7 protein-coding genes are annotated in these 26501 nt (G+C 77.1%); all 7 read right to left on the bottom strand.

The annotated features are described in order from the left end of the window. Positions 1 to 8: 8 nt before the first annotated feature. The 7 genes from AB0910_RS12615 to AB0910_RS12585 all read right to left on the bottom strand — a co-directional run bounded on the left by AB0910_RS12615 (position 9) and on the right by AB0910_RS12585 (position 26489). Entirely contained in the window at positions 9 to 899 is an 891-nt protein-coding gene (locus tag AB0910_RS12615) for a hypothetical protein (RefSeq protein ID WP_366744551.1), read from the bottom strand. Continuing rightward, entirely contained in the window at positions 892 to 2358 is a 1467-nt protein-coding gene (locus tag AB0910_RS12610) for an aminotransferase class I/II-fold pyridoxal phosphate-dependent enzyme (protein WP_366744550.1), read from the bottom strand. Before AB0910_RS12610 ends, AB0910_RS12615 begins: the two co-directional genes overlap by 8 nt. A gap of 40 nt (positions 2359 to 2398) precedes the next feature. Further along, on the bottom strand, positions 2399 to 3874 hold the full coding sequence (locus tag AB0910_RS12605) for a pyridoxal-dependent decarboxylase (protein ID WP_366744549.1): 1476 nt from the start codon (positions 3872 to 3874) through the stop codon (positions 2399 to 2401). Positions 3875 to 3918: 44 nt separating this feature from the next. Beyond that, positions 3919 to 5304 carry an ATP-grasp domain-containing protein gene (locus AB0910_RS12600; RefSeq protein ID WP_366744548.1) on the bottom strand — a complete coding sequence of 462 codons (1386 nt, stop codon included), beginning with the start codon at positions 5302 to 5304 and terminating at the stop codon, positions 3919 to 3921. A 202-nt stretch (positions 5305 to 5506) separates the two neighbouring features. After that, entirely contained in the window at positions 5507 to 6043 is a 537-nt protein-coding gene (locus tag AB0910_RS12595) for a GNAT family N-acetyltransferase (RefSeq protein ID WP_366744547.1), read from the bottom strand. Positions 6044 to 6125: 82 nt separating this feature from the next. Beyond that, complete coding sequence (locus AB0910_RS12590; protein WP_345648473.1) at positions 6126 to 6329, bottom strand: MbtH family NRPS accessory protein; 204 nt, start codon at positions 6327 to 6329, stop codon at positions 6126 to 6128. A 120-nt stretch (positions 6330 to 6449) separates the two neighbouring features. Next, positions 6450 to 26489: a non-ribosomal peptide synthase/polyketide synthase gene (locus AB0910_RS12585; protein ID WP_366744546.1), complete on the bottom strand. Its 20040-nt coding sequence runs from the start codon at positions 26487 to 26489 to the stop codon at positions 6450 to 6452. Positions 26490 to 26501 lie beyond the last annotated feature (12 nt).

Here is a 26501-nt window from a genome sequence, read left to right as displayed (position 1 = left end):
CCGTGCGGTCAGGCGTCGGGTGGGGTGGGCGGGTGGGGTGGGCGTTGGGCGGTGAGGTGTTCTCTGAGCAGGGAGACGCCTTCGGGGACGCAGCGTTCGCAGATGAGCAGGTGGTTGGCGCGGTTGCGGGACTGGGCCGCGCGCAGGGCGTCGGCCGCGGTCCGCAGCTCGTGGTCGTCGGGGGCGGCCGCCTTGAGCGCGCGGCGCAGCTGCCGGAGCAGCCGGGTCGTCTCGCGGTGCTCGCGGTTGAACGTGCCGGAGAACCCCGGGCTCACGAACGGCGGTTCCATGGTCGGCCGGACCTCGCTCCGGTAGGCCCCGAGCGGGTCGTCCCCGAAGTCCGCCGCGTACGACATGGCGGCGGTGGCCGCGTCGTAGAGCAGCCTGAGCCGGTCGACGAGCGGGGTGACGCGGCGCCACTCGGCGGCCTCTGCGGCCCGGATCGCCTCGTCGAGCAGGGAGTTCATCAGGGCAAGGAGGAGATGGAAGATCTGGTGGCCGAGGCGCCAGCGCCCGAGCGGCGGCAGCCCGCCGGGTGGGGGCGGCAGCTGCGGCTCCTCCTCGTCGGCGAGGCCCGCGGGCGGCGGGGCAGCGGCGAGGGCGGTGTGGCCGAGCAGGACGAAGCCGGCGAGCAGGTCGGCGCGTTCGCGGTCGCCGAGCCCGGTCGCCGGCAGGTCGGCGAGGAACGCCGACTGGGTGCGCAGCAGGGCGCGCGTCCACAGGCCGGGTTCCGGGCGGGCGCGACCGATCCTGAAGTACGCCTCGTACTCCGCCTCGGCGGGCGTGCCGGGGAAGCGCAGGTCGTCGGGGAGGGCGAGGACGGCCATCGGGTCGCGGTCCTCCGGCGGCGGAACGGCGGTGCCTGTGCCGCCCTCGTACGCAGCCTCGTGCTCAGCCACGGCGGGCCTCCCCCGCGGCAGCGCCCGCCGTCGCAGCGCCGAGGGAGTCGGCGGCGAGCGCCTCGACCCGGGCGTGCAGCCGGTCCAGATACGGCTCCGCCTCGGGCTTCATGAGCACGCTGCGCAGGATGCGGGTCTCCTCCGCGTCGGCGACGGCGTCCGGCCTGCGGGCCGTGAAGGCGGCAGCGCTCACCCGCGACGTGCTCAGGAACACCGCGTCGTCCCCGTCCCGCATGCCCTCCCGCATCATCTCCTCGCTCGCCGCGGCGACCCCGCTGAGCACCGGCGGTGCGCCGTGCCTGTGGTACGTCACGATGTCCAGGTCGGGCGGCTGGTAGAGGTCGAGCCGCGGCGACGCCTCGATCAGCCCGGCCCAGCGCAGCGCCGCCCTGCGGCCGGGCGCGAGCACCCGGCCGAGCCCCTCGCGGGTCAGCGGGAAGAGGCGCAGCGTCAGCCAGAGCGCGGCGGCGGCCGCGCCGGAGCGCGAGCACTCCAGGCTGATCTCGCCCAGGTGGGGCCTGGCCGAGGTGAAGTACGTGTAGGGCGAGTCGTGCCCGTAGAAGCGCCGCACCTCCGGGTCGCGGAAGAGTACGGCGCCGCACCCGTACGGCTGGAGGCCGTGCTTGTGCGGGTCGACGACGACCGAGTCGCAGGACGGCAGGGCGCGCCAGGGCGCCGGGTCGACGAGCGCGCGCCCGGCGGCCGTGCCGCGCCCGGGGGGCCGCCCGGGAGTCTGCCCGGGGCCCTGCTCCGGCTGCGCGAGCAGGGTGAAGAAACCGCCGTACGCCGCGTCCGCGTGCACCCGTACGCCCGCGGGGCGCGTGCGCTCCAGGATGCGGTGGAGCGGGTCGACGGCGCCGAGCCCGGTCGTGCCCATCGTGGCGACGACCGTGCCCACGGCGCCGGTGGACAGCAGCCGTTCGAGCGCGTCGACGTCCATCCTGCCGCGCGCGTCCACCGGGACGGTGTACGCCTCGATGCCCAGCAGGTGGCACATCCGCGCATGCGTGTAGTGGCTCTCCGCACTGAACGCGACGCCCTTGCCCGGGTGGGACTCGCGCGCGACGAACAGCGCCTCCAGGTTGCCGAGCGTGCCGCTGCTCGTGAGATGGCCGAGGTGCTCCCCGTACCCGAACATCGCGGCGAGCTCCTCCACCACCTCCTCCTCAAGCGCCGAGCTGGTCGGACCGCCGTCCCGCGCGTGGTTGTTGGGGTTGACGAGCATCGCCGCGAGATAGCCGGTCACGGCCACGGGGTGCGGGGGCTTCAGCATCTGCCCGGCGTAGCGCGGGTGGAAGAACGGGTAGCTACCGCCGAGGCGTTCGGCCAGCGCGTCGAAGGCGGCCGACAGGTCGGCCTCCGCCACGTCGAGCGCGGGGTGGCCGGGCCCCGGCCCGTGGCCGTCCTGCCACTTCTCGTGCTGCTCGACAGCTCTGCCGAGCCAGTGTGCGAGGTCCATGGTGCGGTCTGTGCTCCTTGGTCGGTGGGATGCCCGGGTGTCAGAGCGCGTCGCCCGCGGCGGCGACGAGCGCGAGGGTGCGGTCGATGTCGGCCTCCGTGCTCGCCGGGTTGATCGTGCAGAGCCGCAGGCAGCGCGCCCCCGCCACCTCGGTGGTGAGCACCATGGCGTCCCCGGTGGCGCACACCGCCGCGCTCACCCGCTCCTGGAAGCCGTCGTCGTGCGCGCAGCCGCCGTCCGGGGCGCGCCCGCCGCGGTGCCGGAAGGTCACGATGCCGAGCGCCGGCGGGGTGACCAGCTCCAGGCCGGGGTGGGCCGCGATGCGCGCGCCCGCGTACTCGGCGAGGTCGAGGCCGTGGTCGACCGCGCGCCTGAACGCCGCGGCGCCGAACGCGGAGAGCGAGAGCCACAGCTTCAACGCCCGCAGCCCGCGCGACTGCTGGGGCCCGTAGTCGTCGAGGTTGACCTCCTCGCCCGTGGCGCGGGCGGGCGCGAGGTAGCCGGTGTCGAGGCGGTGGCGGTCCATCCGGAAGCTCGCGCGGAGCACCGCGGGGTCGCGCACCAGGACGCACCCCGCCTCGTACGGCTGGAACAGCCACTTGTGGGGGTCGACCGTCAGCGAGTCCACCGAGGCGAGCCCCGCGCACTGCTCGCGGCCGCGCGAGGTGAGCGCCGCGGCCGCGCCGTACGCGCCGTCTGCGTGCAGCCAGAGGCCGAACTCTTCGCACACGGCGCTCAGTTCGGGCAGCGGGTCGACCGCGCCCGTGCTCGTGGTGCCCACCGTCGCGACGACGGCGAACGGCCGCAGCCCCGCCGCGAGGTCGGCCACCACGCGCTCGCGCACCGCCCGCGCGTCGAGCCGCAGGCCGGGCCCCGGCGGCAGCGCGCACAGCTGGTCGCGCCCGAAGCCCAGCACGTGCACGGCCCGCGCCACCGACGGGTGGGCCTGGGTCGAGCAGTAGAGCCGCGCACGGGCGAGGTCGCCGCCGAGCCGGTCGTCCCGCGCCGCGGTGAGGGCCGTCAGATTGGCGACCGAGCCGCCGCTGACGAACACCCCGCCGAACGAGCCGGGCAGCCCCAGCAGCCCGGCGAGCCAGCCCAGTGCCGTCAGCTCGATCTGCGTGGGGCCCGAGCCCACCAGCCAGGCGCCGGGCACGCTGAGGAAGGCCGAGGCCAGCGCGTCGGCGAGCACGGCGGGGTAGTTGCCGGTCGTCGGCACGAACGCGAAGCACCGCGGGTGGTCGAACCGCACCCCCTGCGGCAGCACGTCACGCGCCACCCGCTCCACGAGGTCCGCGAGGTCCGCGCCCTCCTCGGGCAGCTCCCGCCCGACCAGTCTCCGCGCCTCGGCCACACCGAGCACGGCGTGCGGCCGCCCCTCCGCGACCCCCAGCAGCCGCTCCACCACCAGGTCGACGACCTGCCGCCCCGCCCGCCGCATCTCCTCGGCGGACAGCGCCAACTCGCCTTGCCTGTAGGGCTTCTGGTCGTCGGGGGCCGTACGCCCAGAGGGCACCGCGCCCACCGTGGCGCGCCCGCCGCTCACGCTGTGCCCGCCGTTCACGCCGCACCCTCCCAGGCGCGGGCCGCGGCGGCGCGCCAGGCCAGGGCCGCCGGGTCGAGGGCCGGGCGTGCCGCGGTGAGCGCGCAGCGGTGCGCGGGGAACTGCAGGAGCACCAGTTCGTCCCCCGCGACCACCCGCCCGGGCGCCGCGTGCGGCCACCACAGCGCCTCGTCTGCGCCGAGCAGCGGCAGCGGCAACGGCCCCGCGGGGTCGGGCCCGTGCGCGGCGCCGTGCGCGTCGAGCCGGTAGCGTCCTGCGGCCGGGACGTCCCGCGCGTGCCCCGCGCGCTCCGCGTGCACCACCAGCTGGCTCAGCCGCGGCACCCGCGCCGCGCTGACCCGGCCGGGCGGCAGCTCGGGCAGCAGGCAGGCGAGGACGTGCAGCCCGAGCGCCGGCAGCAGCCCGGCCGCGTGCTCGGCGGCCTGGCCGAGCGAGGAGACCGTCTGGAAGCGGGGGTTGACCTCGATGCCGAGCATCTCGCCGCCCGCTTCCTGAGATTCGACGAGGTCGAGGCCGAAGACGCCCCGGTAGCCCTGGGCGCGCAGCACCTCGCCCACGGAGAGGGCGGCGGCGCGCGCCCGCGCATAGGTGCCGGGCGGCAGGTCGGCGGGGTCGAGCAGCTGGTTGCCGCAGTGCGTGCCCCACCCGGCGGTCAGCCCCGGCAGGCCCACCAGCTGCTGGGAGACCGCGCCCACGACCGTGCGGTCGCCGCCCACACAGGCGCTGACCGTGAGGGACCTGCCGGGCACCAGCCTGCTCAGCCGCAGGGCGCGCCCCGGCCAGGCGCGCAGCGCCGCCTCCAGGGCGCGCGCGTCGTCGACCCGTACGGTCCCCTGCCCGAGCAGGTTGTTCTCGCGGCGCTGGAGCACCGCCGCGGGCCAGTCGGCGCGCCAGTACGCGGCGGCGGCCGCGCGGTCGCGCGCGGGCACGACGACATGCTCGGGCACCGCGACGCCCGCGGCCCCGAACAGCCCGAGCACCTCGATCTTGTCGGCCGCGCGCGCGGTGACCGCCGGGTCGGGCGCCAGCAGCCGGTGCCCGTGGGCCCGCGCCCAGCGGACCGCGTGGTCCCCGTGCTCGGGCGCGAAGGCCACGGCGCAGGAGCGCCCCGCGGGCCGTGGCCGACCGCCGCGCCCGGGGCCTGGTGCCGCCGCCGTCCGCAGCAGCGGCGACACCGCCACGTGCCGCAGCCAGGGCGCCGGGTAGCCGAACGACGCCGAAAGGAAGGCCGACCGGTCGAGCCACGCCACCCGGTCGACCGACTCGCCGAGCAGGGCGAGCCCTTCGTCCGCCGCGATCCCGTCGAGCCGCACCTCGTCCGGCAGGCCGTCCCGCGCGCCTGCCGGGTCGGCCGCCGTCCGAGCCCCGTACGACGAAGCCATCGCGCCTCCCCCTCTGCCGGCGCCCCTTCGGCCCCGTACCGGGAGAAGTCAGCCACGCCCGCGGCCCGCGGCGCCCCGCGCTCCGCGAATCCCGCCGCCCAAACGCCCGCATCGGCTGAACGCCCCCGCACGCACACACCGCACGGGGACATCCGTTCGCGTCGCGGCCCCGGCCGTGCGCGCGCCCGGCGGGCGGCCCGGCTCAGGCCCCCGCGCCCTCCTCCTGGGGGGCCGCCGCGGCGGTCGGCACGACCAGCATCCTGGTCACCGTCCCGTCGGTGCCCACGACATCGCGCACATGGCGGAAGCCGAGCCGCTCGCACATCGCGAGGCTCGCCCTGTTCTCCGCGCCGACCATGCCGTACGCCTCGGTCAGGCCCAGGTTCTCCGCCGCGTGGCGCAGCAGGGTGCGGACCACCTCGCGGCCGAGGCCGCGGCCCCAGTGGTCCGGGGCGAGCGCGGTGACCAGTTCGTGCCCCGCGACGTTGCCGGTCTTCTTGACCTCGGCGTGGCCGACGTACGCGTCCGCGTGCCACAGGCCCCAGACGTCGAAGAGGCGCCGCGGGTACACCTCGTCCAGGATCGTGCGGAACAGGGCGCGGACCTCGGGCTCGGGCACCAGGTCCTGGCCCATCCAGCGGCAGACCTCCTCGTCGCGCAGCAGCGCCACGAAGTGGTCCTCGTCCTCGGGCCGGTACGGCAGGAACCGCAGGCGCTCGGAGTGCAGTTCTGGGGTCATGGCGTGCTCCTCGGTGTGAACGCGGCGCTGCGGAAGGGGGCGGGGCGGCGGGCGGGCGCCCGCCGCCCCGGGGTGCGGGCGCTCAGGAGCCGGTGTTCTCCATGCGCTCGCGCAGGCTGCGGGGACGCATGTCGGTCCAGACCTCGTCGACGTAGGCGCTGCACTCGGCCTCGGTGCCCTCCTTGCCCACGGGCTCCCAGCCCGCGGGGACCTCGATGTCGACGGGCCACAGCGAGTACTGCTCCTCGTCGTTGCGCAGCACCTGGTAGCGGGTGTTCTCGTCCATGACGTGCTCCTTCGTGATGGGTGGGGTCGCTCGGACGCCGGGGTGGGACAGGGCGGGGGCTGCGGGTCGGGGCGCGCGGCCGCCGGGCAGTGCGGCGCCTGGCCGACGCGCGCGCGCCGGTCACCGCCCGCCCCGCGCGTGCCGGGCGATGTACCGCAGGGCCTGGGCGAACTCCTCGGCCACCCGCCGCACTTCCGCCGTGTCGTGCAGGGCGGGGCGGTGGTGCCAGGTGAAGGCGAGCCGGCCGCCCTGCACGGCGCCGACGACCTCCAGGGGGTGCGAGCCGCCGTCCCTGGGGTCGTGGTCGAGGCCGAGTGAGCCGTGCTGGGCGCGGATCAGCCCGCCTCCGGACGACGCGGGCCCCGCGTCCCACTGGCCGAGGTAGTTGAACACGACCTGCCCGTGGGCGCCCGCGCCGAGGCTCTCGCGGACCTCGCACCCGCCGAAGGTCCGCAGGGCACCGAAGCCGACGCCGCCGCCCGGCACGGCGCGCAGCTGGCGGCGCACGGCCTTCACCAGGGCCCGCCAGTCGCGGTCGGCGCCCGGCCGCCCGGGGTCGCCGACCCGGAGGGCGACGGGGTGGACGCTGGTGAACCAGCCGACCGTGCGCGACAGGTCGACGCCGTCGAGCAGGTCCTCGCGGCCGTGGCCCTCCAGGTCGAGCCGCACCGTCTCCCGGCCGCTCCAGCGGGCCAGCGCGAGCGCGAGGGCGGCGAGCAGCACGTCGTTGATGCGGGTGCGGTACGCCGTGGGCGCGGCGCGCAGCAGGGCCCTGGTGTCCTGCTCGTCCAGCTCGACGCCGACCGCGGCGGCCGTGCCCCCGTCGCCCTCGCCGTCCGGGGACGCGCCCTCCGCGGCGCTGGGTGCGGTCCTCACCGCCTCCTGCCAGTACGGCAGTTCGTGGTCGAGGCCGCCCTCTGCGACATGGCGGGCGAGGCCGCGCGCCCAGTCGCGGAAGCTGGTGGAGCGCTCCCCCAGGTCGACGGGCGCCCCCTGGCGCGCCTGCCGGTAGGCGGTCTCCAGGTCGTCGGTGAGGATGCGCCAGGAGACCGCGTCCACGACCAGGTGGTGCGCGACGAGCAGCAGGAACGGCGTGCGCCCCGGGCCGCGGGTGAACAGGGCGGCCCGCAGCTGCGGGCCGCTGGACAGGTCGAAGCCCGCGTGCAGTTCGTCGGCGGCCTTCTCCATGGCCGCGTCCGCGTCGTCGGCGGTCAGACCGGACAGGTCGTGCCTGGCAAGCAGGGGGCCTGGGCCCGCGCGGTACGCGTCGTCGGCGGGCGGTGGGTTGAACTGCCGCCAGCCGCCGGCTTCTTCGGTGAAGCACATGCGCAGCGCGTCGTGGTGGTCGAGCAGGGCGCGCAGGGCGGCGGCGAGTGCCTCGGGGTCGGCGCCTGCTTCGAGTTCCAGCAGCGCCGACTGGTTGAAGTGGTGGCGTGCGGCGCGCGGGGTGGTCAGGAACCACTCCTGGATGGGGGTGAGCGGCACCTCGCCACAGACCGGCGCGTCGGTGTGCTGCTGCGGCGCGGTGCGCACGACGCTCGCGAGCGCGCCGAGCGTCTGGTGGGTGAAGAGGTCGCGGGTGGCCAGGTGCAGGCCCGCGCGCCGCAGCCGGGAGACGACCTGCATGCTGAGGATGGAGTCGCCGCCCAGGGCGAAGAAGTTGTCGTCGACGCCGATGCCGGTCACCCCGAGGACCTCGGACCAGATCCGGGCGACGCGGCGCTCCGTCTCGGTGCGGGGCGCGGTGTACGGCCTGCCGCCGTCCTCCGCGGGTACGGGCGCGGGCAGGGCGCGCCGGTCGAGCTTGCCGTTCGGTGTGAGCGGCAGCCGGTCGAGCGGCACGAACAGCGCGGGCACCAGGTGGGCGGGGAGCAGCCCCGCGAGGTGTGCGCGCAACTCTTCGAAGGGCAGCCGGAGTTGCGGGCGCTCCGCCGGTCCCGCCGTGTCCTCCCGGGGCGCGTCCGCCGGTGCTGCCGCCCCCTCTTCGGGCGCGTCCGCCGGTGCTGCCGCCCCCTCGCGGGGCGCGTCCGACGGGACGACGTACGCGACGAGCCGGGCGGTGGCCGGCTCGCCCCCCGGCCCCTCGGTGCGTACGACGACGACCGCGGCGTCCCGCACCAGGGGGCTGCGCCGCAGGGCGCTCTCCGTCTCCCCCGGCTCGATGCGGAAGCCCCGCAGCTTGACCTGGTCGTCCGTGCGGCCCGCGTAGACGAGTTGGCCCCCGGTGGTCCAGCGCGCCCGGTCCCCGGTGCGGTACATGCGCTCCCCCGGCGCGCCGAACGGGTCGGCGGGGAAGTGCCGCGCGGTCAGCCCGGGGCGGCCGAGGTAGCCGCGGGCGAGGCCGGGGCCCGCCACGTACAGCTCGCCGATCACGCCGGACGGCACGGGGCGCAGGTCGGCGTCGAGCACGTACAGCCGGGTGGCGCCCGAGGGGCCGCCGATGGGCGGCGCCCCCGCGCCGGGCGCGAGGGGTCCGCTCCAGCTCGCGACGACGGTGGCCTCGGTGGGGCCGTAGGAGTTGATCATCCGGCGGCCCCGCGCCCACACGTCGACCAGGTCGGCGGGGCACGCCTCGGCACCGACGATCAGGGTGCGCAGCGCGGGCAGGCCGGCCGCCGTCTGTGCGGGGAGGGTGGCGAGCGCGGCCGGAGGGATGAGCGTGTGGCTGACGCGCCGCGCGGCGAGCACTTCCGCGAGCCGCTCTCCGACGAGGGGGCCCTCCTCGCCCGTGACCAGGGTGGCGCCGGCGAGCAGGGAGGTGCACAGCTCCAGCACGGACGCGTCGAAGCTGGGCGAGGCGAACTGGAGCACCCGGTCGCCCGGCCCCGCCGCGTAGTGCTCGCGGGCCCCCGCGGCGAAGGAGGCGAGGCCCCGGTGGGTGACCACCACGCCCTTGGGGGTGCCGGTCGAGCCCGAGGTGTAGATGACATAGGCCGGGTGGGCGGGGACCAGGGGCGCGGTGCGGTCGGCGTCGGTGAGGGGCGTGCCAGGCCCTTCGGCCGCCCACACCTCCGCCGGTTCTTCGACGGTGCGGCGGGCGTCCGCGTCGCGGATCATGAACTCCCTCCGCTGCCGCGGATATGCGGGGTCGACCGGCAGGAAGGCGCCGCCCGCCTTGGCGACCGCGAGCTGCGCCACCACGGTGGCGGCCGAGCGGGGCAGCGCGACGGCGACCGTGCGCTCGGGCCCCACGCCGTCCTCGACGAGGCGGCGCGCGAAGTTGTTGGCCGCCCGGTCGAGTTCGGCGTAGGTCACCTCCCGGTCGCCGTCCGCGAGCGCGACCGCATCCGGGGTGCGGGCCGCCTGCCGTTCGAACAGCTCGGACAGGGTGGCCTCCCGCGGCGCCCGGAAACCGCCGATGCCGGGGCCGAGCAGGGCGTGCGGGTCGTCGCCCGGAACCAGCGGCAGGGCGCCGACCCTGCGGGACGGGTCCTCGGCGACGGCGGCGAGCAGGGTGCCGAGCCGGGCGGCGAGGCGCTCGGCGGTGGCCGCTTCGAACAGGTCCGTGTTGTAGGTGAGCAGGACGCGCAGGGTGCCGTCGGGCGCCTCGGCGCACTCGACGGTGAGGTCGAACGCGGCCTGCCGGGTGTCGCTCTCCACGTCCTCGACGCGCAGGCCCGGCAGGTCGACCCCCGCGGCCGGGGCGTTCTGCAGGACGACCATGACCTGGAAGAGGGGGGTGCGGGCGGCGTCACGCTCCGGCCGCACCTCGTCCACGACCCGTTCGAAGGGCACGTCCTGGTGGGCGAGCGCGCCCTGGACGGTGTGCCGGACGGTGGTGAGGAAGTCGGTGAACGGCCAGCCGGCCTCGACCCGGGAGCGCAGCACGAGCGTGTTGACGAAGAACCCGACGAGCCCCTGGACCTCGGCCCGTTCGCGCCCCGAGGTGACCGTGCCGACGGCGATGTCCCGCTCGCCGGTCAGCCGCGCCAGGTACGCCTGTACGGCGGCGACCAGGGTGGTGAACAACGTCGTGCCGTGCTCCCTGGCGAGCCGGGTGAGCCCCGCGGCCGTGCTGGCGGGCACGACGAGACCGGTGGTGGCGCCGTTGCTGGTGCGCACGGCGGGCCGCGGCCGGTCGGTGGGCAGGTCCAGGGGCGGGGCGTCGGCCAGCTGCTGCTTCCAGTAGGCGAGTTGGGTGTCGGCGGTGGCCGGGTCAAGGGCGCGCTGCCAGTGCGCGTAGTCGGCGTACTGCACGGGCAGGGGCGGCAGTTCGCCGCTCTCCGCGCCGAGTCCCGCCCGGTAGAGGTGCGCCAGGTCGCCGAGGAGGACCGAGGTGGACCAGCCGTCGGTGACGATGTGGTGCAGGGCGAGGGCGAGCACGTGGTCGTCGTCGGCGAGCCGGATCAGGCGTGCGCGCAGCAGCGGCCCCGTGCGCAGGTCGAAGGGGCGCTCGCGCTCCTCGGCCAGCAGGTCGCGCAGGGCTGCCTTGCGGTCGGCCTCCGGGAGCGCCGAGAGGTCGTGCGGCGGCAGCGGTACGGGGCGCGGCGGGTGGACGAGCTGGACGCCGCGCCCGTCGACGCTGTCGAAGGTGGTGCGCAGCGACTCGTGCCGCGCCGCGAGCGCGGTGAGGGCCGCGGTGAGCGCGCCGGTGTCGAGGGGGCCGTGCAGGCGCAGTGCGAGCGCGGTGACGTACTCGGCGCTGCCCGGCGCGAACTCTTCGAGGAACCAAAGGCGTTGCTGGGCGAAGGACATGGGCGCCGCCCCGTCGCGCGGCACCGGGACGATGGGCGGGCGCGCGGAGTCGCGCTGTTCCGCGAGGAGCGCGGCGAGCCCCGCGGGGGTGGGCCTGGTGAGGACGTCCCTGGGGGTGAGGTCGGCGCCGAGGGCCGCGGAGAGGCGCGCGGCGAGCCGGATGCTGAGGATGGAGTCGCCGCCGAGGGCGAAGAAGTCGTCGTCTGCGCCGGGCGGTCCGATGCCGAGCACCTCGGCGAAGACCTCGGTGGCGCGGCGCTCGGCGGCGGTGCGCGGCGCGGTGCGCCCGGCGTCGCGGGGTGCCGCGGGCGCGGGGAGCGCAGCGCGGTCGACCTTGCCGTTGGCGCTGAGCGGCAGGGCGCCGAGGGACACGACGTCGGTGGGCACCAGGTAGTCGGGCAGGGACGCGGCGGCGAACTCCCGCAGCGCCGAAGGGTCCTGGCCCGCAGGGCCGACGACGTAGGCGACCAGGCGCCTGCTGCCGGGGCGGTCGTCGCGCGCCACCACCGCCGCGTCCGCCACCCCGGGGTGCGCGGCGAGCACGGCCTCGATCTCGCCGGGCTCCACCCGGAAGCCGCGTATCTTCACCTGGTCGTCGGCGCGGCCGAGGAACTCCACGGTGCCGTCGGGCAGTCGGCGCGCCAGGTCGCCGGTGCGGTACATGCGGGCGCCGGGCGGCCCCGCGGGGTGCGCGAGGAAGCGGGCCGCGGTGTCGCCGGGGCGGCCGAGGTAGCCGCGCGCGACGCCCTCGCCGGAGAGATACAGCTCGCCCGGGCTGCCGGGCGGCACGGGCCGCAGCCGCCCGTCCAGCACATGTGCGCGCATGTCGTCGAGGGGCCGGCCGATGGACACGGGGTCGGGGACGGCCGCCGGGTCGGTGAAGGCGCGGGAGGTGGCGAACGTGGTGGTCTCGGTGGGCCCGTAGCCGTCGACGACGGCGAGCCCGGGGCAGGCGGCGAGGACCCGGCGGACGGCCGCGGCGGGGACGACGTCGCCGCCCGTCCACAGCTGCCGCAGCCCGGCGAAGCACTCCGGCGCGTCCTGGGCGAGCAGCCTGAACACCCCGGCCGTCAGCCACAGCGCGCTCAGCCCCTCGCCCGCCAGCCGCCGCACCAGGGCCGCGTCGACGCCGCCGTCCGGCGCGACGACGACGCGGCCGCCGGACAGCAGCGGCGCCCACACCTCGAAGGTGGCCGCGTCGAACGCCACCGGGGAGTGCAGCAGCACCCGTGCGCACACGCCGCCCGCGAAGCGGCTGTCGGTGGCGAGCGCCGCCACGTCGCGGTGGCGCACGGCCACCGGCTTGGGGCGCCCGGTGGAGCCCGAGGTGAACATCACGTAGGCGAGCCGGTCCCGGTCGGCGCGCGGCAGCGGGGGCCGCGGCCCCCCGCCGCCGGTGCGGGTCGCCTCGGCGTCGGCCGCGGTGAGCACGGTGGCGGCGCCCGCGGCCGCGAGCAGCGCGCGGCGCCGCTCCTCGGGGGCGCGGACGTCGACGGGCACATAGGCGCCGCCCGCCGCGAGCACCGCGAGCTGCGCGGCGACGAGCGCGGCCGAGCGCTCCATCAGCAGCGCGACCCGGCCCTCGGGGGCGAGCCCGCCCGCCACCAGCCGGGCGGCGAGCCGCCCCGACCAGTCGGCGAGCTGACGGTACGTCAGCTCCATGGCGCCGTCCTGCACGGCGACCGCCTCCGGCGTGCGGCGGGCCTGCTCGGCGAAGAGGTCCACCGGGCTGCCCGGGTCCGCCGTGCGCGCCGGGACGTCCCAGGAGCCGAGCAGCCGCCGGTCGTCGGGGGTGAGCGCGTCCACGCCGCCGACGGCGCCGTCCAGGCCGTCGGCGAACGCGGTCAGCGTGCCCGCGAAGCGCGCCACGGCGCGCTCGACGGTGGCCGGTTCGAACAGCGCGGGGTCGTAGGCGAGGTCGAAGCCGAGGCGGTCCCCGAGGTGGGCGCGCAGGCACCAGGGGAACGTGGCCGCGTCGTCGGCACGTACCTCGGCCACCCGGACGCCGGTGCGCGCCGCTGCCGACTCGTCGACCGGATAGTTCTCGAACACCACCATGCTGTCGAACAGTGCCTCACCCGCGGGGACTTCGGTGAGCGCCTGGATCCGGGGCAGGGCGAGGTGGTCGAAGCCGCGCGCCTCGTTCTGCGCCTCCTGCACACCGCGCAGCCAGGGCAGCACGCCGCCCTCGGGCAGCGGGACCCGGGTGGGCACGGTGTTGATGAACATGCCGATCATGCCTTCCACGCCCGGCAGTTCGGCCGGGCGCCCGGACACGGTGGTGCCGAAGACCACGTCGTCGCGGCCGCAGGAGCGGCCGAGCAGAAGCGCCCAGGCCGCCTGCACCAGGGTGTTGACGGTCAGCCCCGCGCCGGCCGCCGTCCGCCGCAGCCGCCCCGACACCTCCTCGTCCAGCTCGTGGCGTACGAGGGCGGTGGCGCGTGCGCGGTGCGCGCGGCCGGGCCGGCGGTCGTACGGCAGCGGGGTGCGGGAGGCGAACCCGGCAAGCGCCCCGGCCCAGTGGCGCTCGGCGGCCGGCTCGTCCTGCTCGCCGAGCCACCGCACGAAGTCGGCGAACGGCCGCCGCACCGGCGGCGTGGCCTGCGGGCCCCCGGTGAGCGCCGCGTAGCGCTCGCACACCTCGGTGAGGAGCTGGCCTGTGCTCCAGCCGTCGAGCGCGATGTGGTGGGTGGACCACAGCAGCAGCACCTCGTCGCCGGGGAGCGCGGCCAGGGCGAGCCGGGTCAGCGGCGCGGTGGTGAGGTCGAGGGCCTCGGCCCGGTCCTCTGCGAGGAGCCGCTCGGTGTCCTCCGCCGGCCGCGCGGGCGTGCGGCCCCGCCAGTCCAGGTGGCGCACGGGCAGCTCGACCGCCCGGTGCACGACCTGGACGGGGTGCGGCAGGTCGCGCCAGTGCACGCTGGTGCGCAGCGCGGGGGTGCGGTCGGCGACCTGCTGCCACGCGGCGGCGAACGCCGCCGGGTCGGCCACCCCTGCGAGCCGTACCGCGATCCTGTCGAAGTAGGCGCCCTCGGTGTCCACCAGGGAGTGGAACAGCATCCCCGACTGGAGCGGGGTGAGCGGCAGGACGTCCTCGACGTGCCGCCCGTCGCCGACGAGCCGGTCGAGGCTGCCTTGGCCGAGCCCGGCGAGGGGGAAGTCCGACGGGGTGCGGCCGCCCGCGCCCGGCTCGGCGCAGTGGGCCGCGATCTCCCGCAGCGCCGCGGCCGTGTCGTCGGCGAGGGCGCGCACGGTCGCCTCGTCGTAGACCCCGGGCGGGTAGGTCCAGCCGAGTTCGAGCCGCCCGTGCTGCACGACCCCCGTGATCTCCAGGGCGTAGGGGCGGGGCGTCGCGGGGTCGGTGTCGCGGCCGGTCGGGGCGAGCGCGGCACGCAGCAGGCCGTCGCCGCTGCCGGCGCCCGCGTCCCACTGGCCGTGGTAGTTGAAGCCGATCAGGGGGGCGGGGGCGCCGGCGAGCGGGCTCTGGGGCAGCAGGTGGCGCAGGGCGCCGTGGCTCAGGCCGCGGTGCGGTACGGCCCGCAGCTGCTCCTTGACCGAGCGGAGCGTGGCGCGCCAGGGCGCATCGGGGTCGACGCGCAGCGCGAGCGGGTACTCGGCGGTGAACCAGCCCACCGTGCGGGACAGGTCCACGTCGGCGAAGAGGTCCTCGCGCCCGTGCCCCTCGACGCCGATGAGCACGGTCTCCCTGCCGCACCACCGGGAGAGGGTGCGGCCGAGGGCGCTGAGCAGCACGTCGGCCACCTGGGTGCGGTAGACCTCGGGGACCCGGCGCAGCAGGGCGCCGGTCGTCTCCGCTTCCAGGGTGGTGGTGAAGGTCGCCGCGGTGCCGTACGTGTCCGGACCCGGCCGGCCCGGGGGCAGTTCGGCAGGGGCCTCCGCGGTGCGCAGCCAGTGGCCGAGGTCGGCGTCGAAGGCGCCCGCGCGGGTGTGGTCCGCGAGGCGGGCGGCCCAGCCGCCGGGCGCCGTGCCGGCGGGCGGCAGGTCGGCGGGCAGCCCGGCGGCGAGCGCCGCGTGCGCGGCGGCGAGGTCGGCGGGCAGGATGCGCCAGGAGACCCCGTCGATCGCCAGGTGGTGTGCGGTGACGACGAGTTGGGCCGGGTGCAGCGGGCCCCTTTCGAGGAGCAGGAAGCGGACGACCCGGCCGTCCTCCGGGTCGAGTCCCGCCTGCGCGCGGTCGGTGAGCCGGTGGGCCTCCGCCTCGGCGGCGGCGTCGTCGAGCCCGGCGAGGTCGTGCCGGCTCAGGACGGCGCCAGGCGCCGCGGGCAGCACCTCCTGGTGCCAGCCCGCGCCGGTGTGCACGAAGCGGGTGCGCAGCGCGGGGTGGAGCGCCACGACGGCGTCGGCCGCGCGGCCGAGCGCCTCGGCGCCGGTGCCCGGCGGCAGCGCGAAGCGCTGGGTCATGGTGAAGCGCGGCAGCTCGCCGGGGCGGCGCCCCTCCAGGTACCAGTGCTGGATCGGGGTGAGCGGCGCCGGACCTGCGGGATCCTCTACGGCGCCGGGGCGCGCGGGGGCCGACTCGCCCGCGCGCAGGGCGAGTTCGGCGACGGTCTGGTGGCGGAACACGTCCTTCGCGCTGAGGGCGATCCCGGCCTGCCGGGCGCGCGAGACGATCTGGATGCTGAGGATGGAGTCGCCGCCGAGCGCGAAGAAGTTGTCGCGGGCGCCGACGCGTTCGACACCGAGCACGTCGGCCCAGATGGCGGCGATGCGCTCCTCGGTGCCCGCCGCGGGTGCGGTGTACGCGGCGCCGCCCTCAGGGCGCGCGGGCGGGTCGGGCAGGGCGCGCCTGTCGGCCTTGCCGCCCGCGGTGCGCGGTATGCGCTCCACCGGGACGAACACGGTCGGCACCAGGTGGTCGGGGAGGGTGCGGCGCAGCCGCAGCCGCAGGCCGTCGGCCGACAGCTCCCGGCCCGGCGCCGCCACCACATGGGCGACCAGCGCACGGCGGCCCGTGTGCTCGCGCGCGCCCACCGCGGCGTCGGCGACCTCCGGCAGGGCGAGCAGGGCGGCCTCCACCTCGCCGGGCTCGATGCGGAAGCCGCGGATCTTGACCTGGTCGTCGGCCCTGCCGAGGAACGCGAGCAGCCCCGCTTCGTCCCAGCGGGCCAGGTCGCCCGTGCGGTACATCCGCTCCCCCCGCGGTCCGAACGGGTCGGGCAGGAAGCGGGCCGCGGTCGGTCCCGGCCGGTTCAGATAGCCGCGGGCGACCTGCGCGCCCGCGAGGTACAGCTCGCCCGGTGTGCCGGGCGGCACGGGACGCAGCGCGCCGTCGAGCACGTACGCGCGCAGCCCGCCGCCGGGGCGGCCGATGACGGGCCGGTCGGGGCTGTCCGCGCAGCGGCCGTAGACGGAGTCCACGGTGCACTCGGTCGGGCCGTACATGTTGTACACGGCGGTGCCGTGGTCGCGGTGGGCCGCGACCAGGTCGCGCCAGGCGGCCGCGGAGAGCGCCTCGCCGCCGACGAGCAGGAGCCGCGGGTGGTGGCGGCCCGGCGCGAGGAGCCCAGCGGCGAGGAGTTCGCGCAGGAAGGTGGGGGTCACGTTGACCAGGTCGAGGCGTTCCCCGTCGACCTGGGCGCAGAACGCCTCGGGGTCGAGGCGGGTGTCGTCGTCGATCAGGTGGACCTGCTGGCCGAGGGCGAGGAGCAGCGGCCCCTCCCATGAGGTGTCGAAGGAGAAGGACGCGCTGAGCGCGGCCCGCAGCCGGGTGCCGTCCTCGGTGTGCGGTGCCACGAGGGCCGCGCGGTGGTCGAGGCAGAGGTTGACCAGCTGCCGGTGCTCCACGGCGACACCCTTGGGACGCCCGGTGGAGCCCGAGGTGTAGACGATGTACGCGGTGTCGGCGGGGTGCAGCGGCCTGGTGCGCTCCGCGTCGGCCGGGTCTCTCGCGGGGAGCCCGTCCGGCACGGCGGCGAGCGCGGCCTCGTCGAGTACCAGCGCGGGGCGCGCGTCGTCCATGAGGAGGCGTACGCGGTCCGCGGGGAGTTCGGGGTCGACGTACAGCAGGGCCGCGCCCGCCTTGACGACGGCGAGGAGCGCCACCAGGAGGCGTGAGGTGCGCGGCAGGCGCACGGCGACCACGGCCTCGGGGCCCGCGCCCCGGCCGATGAGGTGGTGGGCGAGCCGGTTGGCGCGCGCGTTGAGCGTGGCGAAGTCGAGGGTGGCGTCGGGCGCGACCAGCGCGGTGGCGTGCGGCGTGCGGGCGGCCTGCGCCTCGAAGAGGGCGGGGAATGTAGTGCGGGGCGGCGGCAGTTGGCGGCCCCGGCCGATCCTGAGCAGGCGCTGTGTCTCGGCGCCCGTCATCAGCGGCAGGGCGCCGACGGGGCGTTCGGGGTCTTCGGCCGCCGCCTCCAGCAGGATCCGCAGCCGGTCGGCGAGGCTCTGGGCGGTGGCCGGGTCGAACAGGCCGGTGTCGTACTCCAGATGGCCGGTGAGGGCGCCGTCGTGCTCCACGAAGTCGAAGGCGAGGTCGTAGGAGGCGTGCCGGACCGGCGGGGTCACCGGCTCGGCGGCGAGCCCCGGCAGGGCGGGCGCCTGGGCGCCGAGGTTGTGCAGGGCGACCATGACCTGGAACAGCGGGGTGCGGCTGGTGTCGCGCTCGGGCCCGAGCGCGTCGACGACCCGCTCGAAGGGGACGTCCTGGTGCGCGGTGGCGTCCAGGACCGCGGTGCGTGCCTCGGCGAGCAGGGCGCGGAACGGCAGCTCGGGCCGCACCCGGGCGCGCAGGACCAGGGTGTTGACGAACATGCCGACCACGTCGTGCAGTTCGGGCCGCTCGCGGCCCGCGGTCACGGTGCCGACGGCGATGTCCTCCTGGCCGCTCCAGCGGGCGAGCAGGACCTGGCAGGCCGCGAGCAGCGTCATGAAGAGGGTGGCGTCCGCCTCCCTGCCGCGGGCCCGCAGCCGCTCGGTGAGCGCGGCGGGCAGCGTGAAGGTGACCAGGGCCCCGTCGCGGCCGCGCACGGCGGGCCGCGGCCGGTCGGTCGGCGGTTCGAACGGCGTCAGACCTTCCAGCGTGCGGCGCCAGTAGGCGAGTTGGTCCTCGGCGTCCGCGGTGCGTGCGCGCTGCCAGGCCGCCCAGTCGCCGTACCGCACGGGCAGGGTGGGCAGTTCGGGGTCGCGCCGGTCGAGGGCCGCCGCGTACAGCTCGCCGAGGTCGCGGCCGAGCACGCCCATCGACCAGCCGTCGGTGGCGATGTGGTGCACGGCGAGTACGAGGACGTGCTCCTCGCTCTCCCGGCCGGTGAGGCGGGCGAGGCGGGCGCGCAGCAGCGGGCCCGCGGCGAGGTCGAAGGGCCTGGCGGCCTCGCTCTCCACGAGGGCGTCGAGAGCCGCGGCGTCCGCGCACTCCTGGGTGCGCAGCGGGACCGGGGCGGGCGGGTGGACGATCTGCCGTGCCCCGCCGTCGTGTTCCGCGAAGGTGGTGCGCAGGGACTCGTGCCGGGCGACAAGGCCGTCGAGGGCCGTGCGCAGGGCGGCCGGGTCGAGCGGTCCCGTCAGGCGCAGCACGGAGAGGGTGGTGTACTCGGTGCTGCCCGGCTCGAAGCGGTCGAGGAACCACAGCCGTTGCTGCGCGGGCGAGAGCGGCGCCGGGGTGCCGGGGGCAGTGGCCGGGATGGCGGACGCGGGGTCCGCGGGGGCGCCCCCCGGGTCGCCGAGCGCGGCCGCGAGGCGGGAGAGCCCGGGGTGGGTGAAGAGCAGCCGGGGTGAGATCTCGGCGCCGAAGGACGCGCGCAGCCGGGAGACGACGCGCACGGCCAGGATGGAGTCGCCGCCGAGGGCGAAGAAGTCGTCGTCGGCGCCGATCTCGCCGGTGTCGAGGACGTCGGCCCAGGCCGCGGCGACGAGCCGCTCCGCCGGGGTGCGCGGCGCGGTGCGGCCGGCCGCGGCGGCGGCGAAGCCGTCGGGGCCCGGTGCCGGCAGGGCGCGCCGGTCGAGCTTGCCGTTGGGGGTGAGCGGCAGGGCCGCCATCGGCACGTAGGCGGCGGGCACCATGTGCGCGGGCAGGAGCTCCCGCAGGTGGGCGCGGAGGGCGGCGGCGGGCGGCGGCGGGGCCCCGGCGCCGGGGCCGACGACGTGCGCCACGAGGCGCCGGGTGCCCGCGGTGTCCTCGTACACGCCGACGGCTGCGGCGCCGACGCCCGGGTGGCCGTGCAGCGCGGCCTCGATCTCGCCCGGCTCGATGCGGTAGCCGCGGACCTTCACCTGCTGGTCGGCGCGGCCCAGGTACTCCAGGGTGCCGTCGGCGCGCCTGCGGGCGCGGTCCCCGGTGCGGTACATGCGGGTGCCGGGGCGGCCGAAGGGGTCGGCGGGGAAGCGGGTCGCGGTCAGCCCGGGACGGTTCAGATAGCCGCGTGCCAGGCCCTCGCCCGCGACGTACAACTCGCCCACGGCGCCCGGCGGTACGACGTTCAGCGCGCCGTCGAGCACATAGGTGCGCAGGTCGGGGATGCCGGTGCCGACGGGGCTCGCGGTGCAGGCGCCGGCCGCGGCGCGGTCGAGGGGCGCGTAGGTGACGTGCACGGTGGTCTCGGTGATGCCGTACATGTTCACCAGCCGCGGCGCGGTGTCGGGGTGCCGCTCGTACCAGGCGGCGAGCCGGGACACGTCGAGCGCCTCACCGCCGAAGACGACGGTGCGCAGGGCGAGCCGGCCGCCGGTCTCCGGGTGTTCCGCGTCGGCGCGGATCAACGGGTAGAAGGCGGACGGGGTCTGGCTGAGCACGGTGACCCGCTCGTCGGCGAGCAGCCGCAGGAAGTCCTCGGGCGAGCGCGCGGTGTCCTCGGGGACGACGACGAGCCGCCCGCCGTGCAGCAGCGGGCCCCACAGCTCCCAGACGGAGAAGTCGAAGGCGTACGAGTGGAACATCGTCCACACGTCGGTGCGCTCGAAGCCGAACCAGCGGCGGGTGCGGCCGAACAGGCGGACCACGTTGGCGTGCGGGACGACGACGCCCTTGGGCAGCCCGGTGGAGCCCGAGGTGTGGATGGCGTAGGCGGGGCTCTGGGGCAGCGGGCGGAGCGCCGGGTCCGCGGGGCCCGCGGCGGGGCGGCGCGCGAGGTCGGCGCGTACCCCGGGGTCGTCGAGGCGCAGCACGGGCACGGCGCCGCCGGCCGGCGCCGGCGCCGCGGTGACGAGGGCTGCGGGGGCGGCGTCGGCAAGCAGCAGCGCGACGCGGTCCGCGGGCAGCGCGGGGTCCATGGGCAGGTAGGCGGCGCCCGTCTTGAGGACGGCGAGCACGGCGACGACGAGGTCGGTGGAGCGCGGCAGGGCGAGGGCGACGTACCGCTCGGGCCGCGCGCCGAGTTCGGCGAGGCGGTGGGCGAGCCGGCCCGCGCGCGCGTCGAGTTCCGCGTAGTCGAGGCGCTCGCCGCCGCAGCTGACGGCCTCCGCGTGCGGGGTGCGCGCCGCCTGCGCCTCGAACAGGTCCACCAGGGTCTCGGCGGGCGCGCCCTCCTCGGTGCCGTTCCACTCGGTGAGGATGCGCCGACGCTCGTCCGCGGTGGTCAGCGCGAGGGACGCGAGCGGCCGCCCGGGGTCGTCGGCGAGCTCGGTGAGCAGCAGGCACAGCCGGCCCGCCAGGTCGGCGGCGGTGGCCGCGTCGAACAGCGCGGGATCGTAGGCCAGTTCGAAGCCGAACCGCTCGCCCTGGTGGGCGCGCAGCACCAGCGCGTAGTTGGTCGCGTCGCGGCCCGACACCTCGGCGAGCCGCACCCCTGTCCTGGCGGAACGGGCCTCGTCGAAGGGGTAGTTCTCGAAGGCGACCATGCTGTCGAAGAGGGCGGTGCCGGGCGGCACGTCGCTCAGGCCGGTCAGTTCGGCGAGCGAGACGGCGGCGAAGCGGCGCGCCTCGGCCTGCTCCTCCTGGAGCCCGCGCAGCCAGGCAGCGGCGGTGCGGCCGCCGGTGACGCGGACCCGGGTCGGCAGGGTGTTGATGAACATGCCGACCATGTCCTCGGCGCCCGGCAGGTCGTCGGGGCGCCCGGAGACGGTGGTGCCGAACAGCACGTCGGACTCGGCCGCGTACCGGGAGAGCAGCAGCGCCCAGGTGCCCTGGACGACGGTGCCGAGGGTGAGCCCCTCGGCGCGCGCGGTACGGGCGAGGCGCGCGGAGACCTCGTCGGAGAGCGCCGCGGTGTGCACGGCGGTGGAGCGGGTCTCGTGGCCCGCGGGCCGCACGCGGTCGGCGGGCAGCGGGGTGGGGGCGGCGAAGCCGTCGAGCACGCCGCGCCAGTGGGCGCGCGCGGCCTCGCCGTCCTGCTCGGCGAGCCAGCGCACGTAGTCGCCGAACGGCGGCCGTGCGGGCGGCGTCTGCCCGGTGCCCGCGGTGAGGGCCGCGTACGCGGCGAACACGTCGGTGAGGACCTGGGCCAGGCTCCAGCCGTCGAGTATCAGGTGGTGGGAGGTCCACAGGAGGTGCAGGCGCGCCTCGGGCAGCCGGACGAGGGTGAGCCGCATCAGGGGCGCCGTGGCCAGGTCGAGGCCGCGCGCGAGGTCGTCGGCGCGCAGCCGCTGAAGGCGCGCGGCGCGCTCCCCTGCGTCCAGCGCGCGCCAGTCGAGGGTTTCGACGGGCACCGGGACGCGGTGGTGCACGACCTGGAGCGGGGCGGGCACGCCCTCCCAGACGACGGAGGTGCGCAGCGCCGGGGTGCGGTCGGCGACCCGCTGCCAGGCCGCGGCGAACGCCCCGGGGTCCGCGACCCCTTCGAGGAGCAGGGCCGCCTGGTCGAGGTAGACGTCGTCGGCGCCGCCCACCAGCCGGTGGAACAGCATGCCCTCCTGGAGCGGGGTGAGCGGCAGCAGGTCGGCCACGGCGCTGCCGTCGCCCGCGAGGCGGTCGACGCCCGCCTGGTCGAGCCCGGCGAGCGGGAAGTCGGAGGGGGTACGGCCGCCCGCGCCCGGCTGCGCGCAGTGCTCGGCCACCTCGGTGAGGGCCCGCAGCATGCCGTCGGCGAGGGCGCGCACGGTGGGCTCGCGGTGCACCTGGTCGCTGTAGTGCCAGGTGATCTCCAGCGCGCCGCCGACGACCACGGCGGACACGTCGAGCAGGTGGTCGAGGGGCTCGGCGGGGTCGATGTCGCCCGGCGGCACGTCGTCCACGGGCGCGAAGTCCCCGTCGGGCGCGGCCTCCCACTGGCCGTGGTAGGTGAAGGACACCTGCGGCAGGGGGAGTTCGCGCAGGGCGCGGGCCTCGGGCGCGGCCGGGCCGAGGCGGGCGAGCGCCTCGTACCCGAGGCCGCGCCGCGGCACCGCGCGCAGCGCCTCCTTGACGGACTTCAGGGTGGCGGCCCAGTCGGGCGCGCCCAGCGGACCCTCGGGGGCGAGGGTGACCGGGTACTGGCTGGTGAACCAGCCGACGGTACGGGAGAGGTCGGCGCCCTCGACGAGGTGGTCCTCGCGGCCGTGCCCTTCGAGCGCGACGGTGACGTGCGGCGTGCGGGCCCAGTCGGCGAGCACCCGGCCGAGCGCGCTCAGCAGCACGTCGTTGACCTGGGTGCGGTAGACGCCCGGCACCCGGCGCAGCAGCGCTTCGGTGGTGGCCGCGTCCAGGCGGCCGCGCACCGTGCGCACGGATCCGGCGAGCGGGGTGCCCGGCAGGTCGACGGGGAGCGGGGCCCGTGGCCGCGCCGCCTCCGCGCTCCAGTGCGGCAGGTCGCCGTCGAGTCCGCCCGAGCGCACGAGCCCGGCAAGTCCGCGCGCCCACGCGGTCAGCGGCGTCTGCTCGGGCTCGGGGCGCGGGTCCTCCCCCGCCGCGGCCCGCCGGTACGCCTGTTCGAGGTCGGCGAGCAGGACGCGCCAGGAGACGCTGTCCACGGCGAGGTGATGGGCCGTCAGGAACAGGCGCGGGCGGCCCCCTTCGGCCGCGGGCAGCAGCGCGGCGCGCAGCAGGGCCCCGGCCTCGGGGTCAAGTCCCGCGCGTGCCGCCTCGGCGGCCTCCGCCACACCGGCGCCGTCGTGGCGGGTGAGGAGCGCGGTGGCGGGGCCCGCACCCGGGTGCTGCCGCCATGCGTCGCCTTCGCGGGCGAACCGGGCGCGCAGCGCCGGGTGTTGTGCCACGACCGCGTCGAGCGCGAGGGTGAGCGCCCGCTCGTCGAGGTCGCGGGGCAGGCCGAGCAGCATCGACATGGCGAAGCGGCGCAGCGGGCCGTGCGCCGCGAGGAACCACTCCTGGACGGGGGTGAGCGGTCCTGGGCCCGTGTCGTGGGCGGGGCGCTGCGCGGGGACGGGCGCGGTGCGGCGGGAGGCGGCGGCGGCGAGCCCCGCGACGGTCTGATGGCGGAAGACGTCCTGCGAGGACAGGTGGAGGCCGGCGGCGCGGGCCCGCGAGACGGCCTGGATGCTCAGGATCGAGTCGCCGCCCAGCTCGAAGAAGTTGTCGGTGGCGCCCACGGCGCGCACGCCGAGCACGTCGGCCCAGATCGCCGCGAGCGTCTGCTCCTGCGGGGTGCGCGGCGCGGTGAACTCCCGCGCCCGGCCTGCGGCTTCGAGGTCGGGCGCGGGCAGGGCGCGGCGGTCGAGCTTGCCGCTGACGGTGAGCGGGAGCGCGTCGAGCGGCGTGAAGGAGGAGGGCACCATGTGGTCGGGCAGGACCTGGAGCAGCGCGGCGCGCAGGGCGGCGGGGCCCGGCACCTCGGCGCCCGGCGCCGGCACGGCGTAGGCGGCGAGCCTGAGGTGGCCCCGGTGGTCGGGGACGGCGACGACCGCGGCGGCCGCGACCTCGGGCAGGGCGAGCAGGGCGGCCTCCACCTCGCCGGGCTCGATGCGGTGGCCGCGCACCTTGACCTGGTCGTCGGCGCGGCCGAGGTGGTCGAGGCGCCCGTCGGCGGTCCAGCGCGCCAGGTCGCCCGTGCGGTACATGCGGGCGCCCGGCGGGCCGTAGGGGTCGGGCAGGAAGCGGGCGGCCGTCAGGCCGGCGCGGCGGGTATAGCCGCGGGCCAACTGCGGCCCCGCCAGGTACAGTTCACCGCCGGCGCCGGGCGGCACCGGCTGGAGCCTGCCGTCGAGCACGTAGGCGCGGGTGTGGGGCAGGGGGCGGCCGACCAGCGGCCGGTCCGCGCCGTCGACGCGGCAGGACAGCGCGTCGACCGTGGACTCGGTGGGGCCGTAGAAGTTGTAGGCGGCCACCTCGGGGTGCGCGGCGAGCTCGCGCCAGAGCGCGGCGCCGATCGGCTCGCCGCCGAGCATGAGGACCCGGGGGCGGTGGCGCGGGTCGGTGAGCAGGCCCGCGGGCAGCAGGCGGTTCAGGTAGGACGGGGTGAGGTCGAGGAAGTCGATCCGGTGGCGTACGACGTACTCGACCAGGGCCTCCGGGTCCATCCTCGTCGCCTCGTCCACCAGGTGCAGGGGGTGCCCTTCGGCCAGCAGCAGCACGCCTTCGAGCGAGGTGTCGAAGGAGAAGGAGGCGGTGAGCGCCACCCGCAGCGGCCCGCCGCCCGCGTCGGCGACGAACCCGGCGCGGTGGGCTGCGAGCAGGTGCGCGAGGGCGCGGTGCTCCACGGCGACGCCCTTGGGGCGCCCGGTGGAGCCCGAGGTGTGGATGACGTACGCGGTGTTGTCGGGCCGCAGCACAGCGGTCAGGTCGGCATCGGTGGGGTCGCTCTCCGGGAGCCCTTCCGGCACGGCGGCGAGCGCGGCCTCGTCGAGGACGAGCGCGGGGCGCGCGTCGTCCAGCAGGAAGCGGACGCGTTCCGCGGGCAGGGCCATGTCGATCGGCAGGTAGCCCGCGCCCGCCTTCCACACGGCGAGGATCGCGGCGACCATGTCTGCGGTGCGCGGCAGCCGCAGTGCGACCAGCCGCTCCGGTCCCGCGCCGAGGCCGATGAGGTGGTGGGCGAGCCTGTTGGCGCGGACGTTGAGGGTGGCGTAGTCGAGCCGTTCACCGCCCGCGACCAGCGCGAGCGCGTCAGGGGTGCGGGCCGCGCGCCGCTCGAAGAGGCGCGGGTGGGGGGTGGGGGCGGTGTCGAGGGGGAGGTCCGTGGCGTTCCAGTCGCGGGTGACCTGCCGTATCCCGCGCTCGGACAGCAGCGGCAGGGTGGCGAGCGGCCGGCCGGGGGCGGCGGCCGCGGCGGCGAGCAGCCGCAGCAGCTGGTCGGCCGCGCGCCGCGCGGTGTCGGGCGCGAACAGGTCGGTGCGGTATTCGAGCAGGCCCGTCAGGGTGTCGCCGTCCGGTACGAACTCGAAGCTGAGGTCGAAGGTCGCGGACCGCCGGGGCACGGCGACCGGGGTGAGGGTGAGGCCGCGCGGGGCCGCGGCGGCGGCCGGCGGGTCGGGGTGCAGCAGGACCATCACGTCGAACAGCGGGTTGCGGCCCGCCTCGCGGGGCGCGCCGACCGCCTCGACGACCCGCTCGAAGGGGGTGTCGCCGTGCGCGAACGCGTCGTTGACGGTGTCGGCGGTCCTGGCCAGCAGGTCGTGGAAACAGTCGCCCGCGAGGACCGGGGTGCGCAGGACGACGGTGTTGACGAAGAAGCCGACCGCGCGCTCCAGGTCGGTGCGGGAGCGGCCGGGCGTCAGCGAGCCCACCATGCTCTCGTCCTGGCCCGACCAGCGGGCCAGCAGCGCCTGGACGGCGGCGACCAGGGCGGTGTGCAGCGTGGTGTGGTGCCGCCCCGCGAGTTCCCCGAGCGCGCCGGTGAGTGCGGCGGGGACGGTGAAGGTGTGGACGGCGCCCGCGCCCGCCTCCGCGCCGCGCCGGGGCCGGTCGAGCGGCGGCTCCGCGGGCACGCCGCCCGCCAACTGCTGCTTCCAGTAGGCGAGATGGCGTTCCAGCCGGTCGCCGGAGAGCTGTTCGCGCTGCCAGTGCGCGAAGTCCGGGTACTGCGCGGCGACCGGGGGCAGCTCGGGTGCGGCGCCGCGCGCGAAGGCCTCGTAGGCGGTGCACAGCTCGTCGAGGACGATGCCCATCGACCAGCCGTCGGTGACGATGTGATGGGCCGTCAGCAGCAGGATGTGCGCGGTGGGCGACTCGCGCAGCAGCAGGGCCCGCAGCAGGGGCCCTGCGCCCAGGTCGAAGGGGGCGGAGTACGCGGCGAGCAGGGCCTCGTCCCTGCCGTCCGCGGTGACGTCCGCGACCGGCAGCGGCACGGGCCCCGCCGGGTGCACGGTCTGCGCGGGGCGCCCCTCGGCCTCCTTGAACGTGGTGCGCAGCGCCTCGTGCCGGGCGACGACCGCGGCGAGCGCGCGCTCCAGCGCGGTGCGGTCGAGGGTGCCGGACAGGCGCACGGCGACCGCGCTGTTGTAGCGGGCGTCGCCGGGGTGCAGCCGGTCGAGGAACCACAGCCGCTGCTGGGCGAAGGACAGGGGCAGCGGGCGGGCGCGGTCGGCGCGCGGCAGCGCGGCGGGCGCGCCGCCGGGGGCGCGCCCCGCGAGCCGCCTGCGCAGGGCCTCGCGCAGTTCGTCGGGCAGCGCCTGGGCGCGCTCTCTCCTGGAGGGCTCCGAAGACGTCATGGTCGTCGCTTC

Source organism: Streptomyces sp. NPDC047002 (assembly GCF_040704505.1).
In the GTDB taxonomy this organism is placed as follows: Bacteria; Actinomycetota; Actinomycetes; order Streptomycetales; family Streptomycetaceae; genus Streptomyces.
The sequence above is the reverse complement of the archived record's forward strand: the minus strand, read 5'-3'. Positions and strand labels throughout refer to the sequence as shown.

Coding starts and splice junctions, on each gene's coding strand:
- AB0910_RS12600 (WP_366744548.1), bottom strand. CDS start 5,304: ATGGCTTCGTCGTACGGGGCTCGGACGGCGGCCGACCCGGCAGGCGCG.
- AB0910_RS12595 (WP_366744547.1), bottom strand. CDS start 6,043: ATGACCCCAGAACTGCACTCCGAGCGCCTGCGGTTCCTGCCGTACCGG.
- AB0910_RS12590 (WP_345648473.1), bottom strand. CDS start 6,329: ATGGACGAGAACACCCGCTACCAGGTGCTGCGCAACGACGAGGAGCAG.
- AB0910_RS12585 (WP_366744546.1), bottom strand. CDS start 26,489: ATGACGTCTTCGGAGCCCTCCAGGAGAGAGCGCGCCCAGGCGCTGCCC.
- AB0910_RS12610 (WP_366744550.1), bottom strand. CDS start 2,358: ATGGACCTCGCACACTGGCTCGGCAGAGCTGTCGAGCAGCACGAGAAG.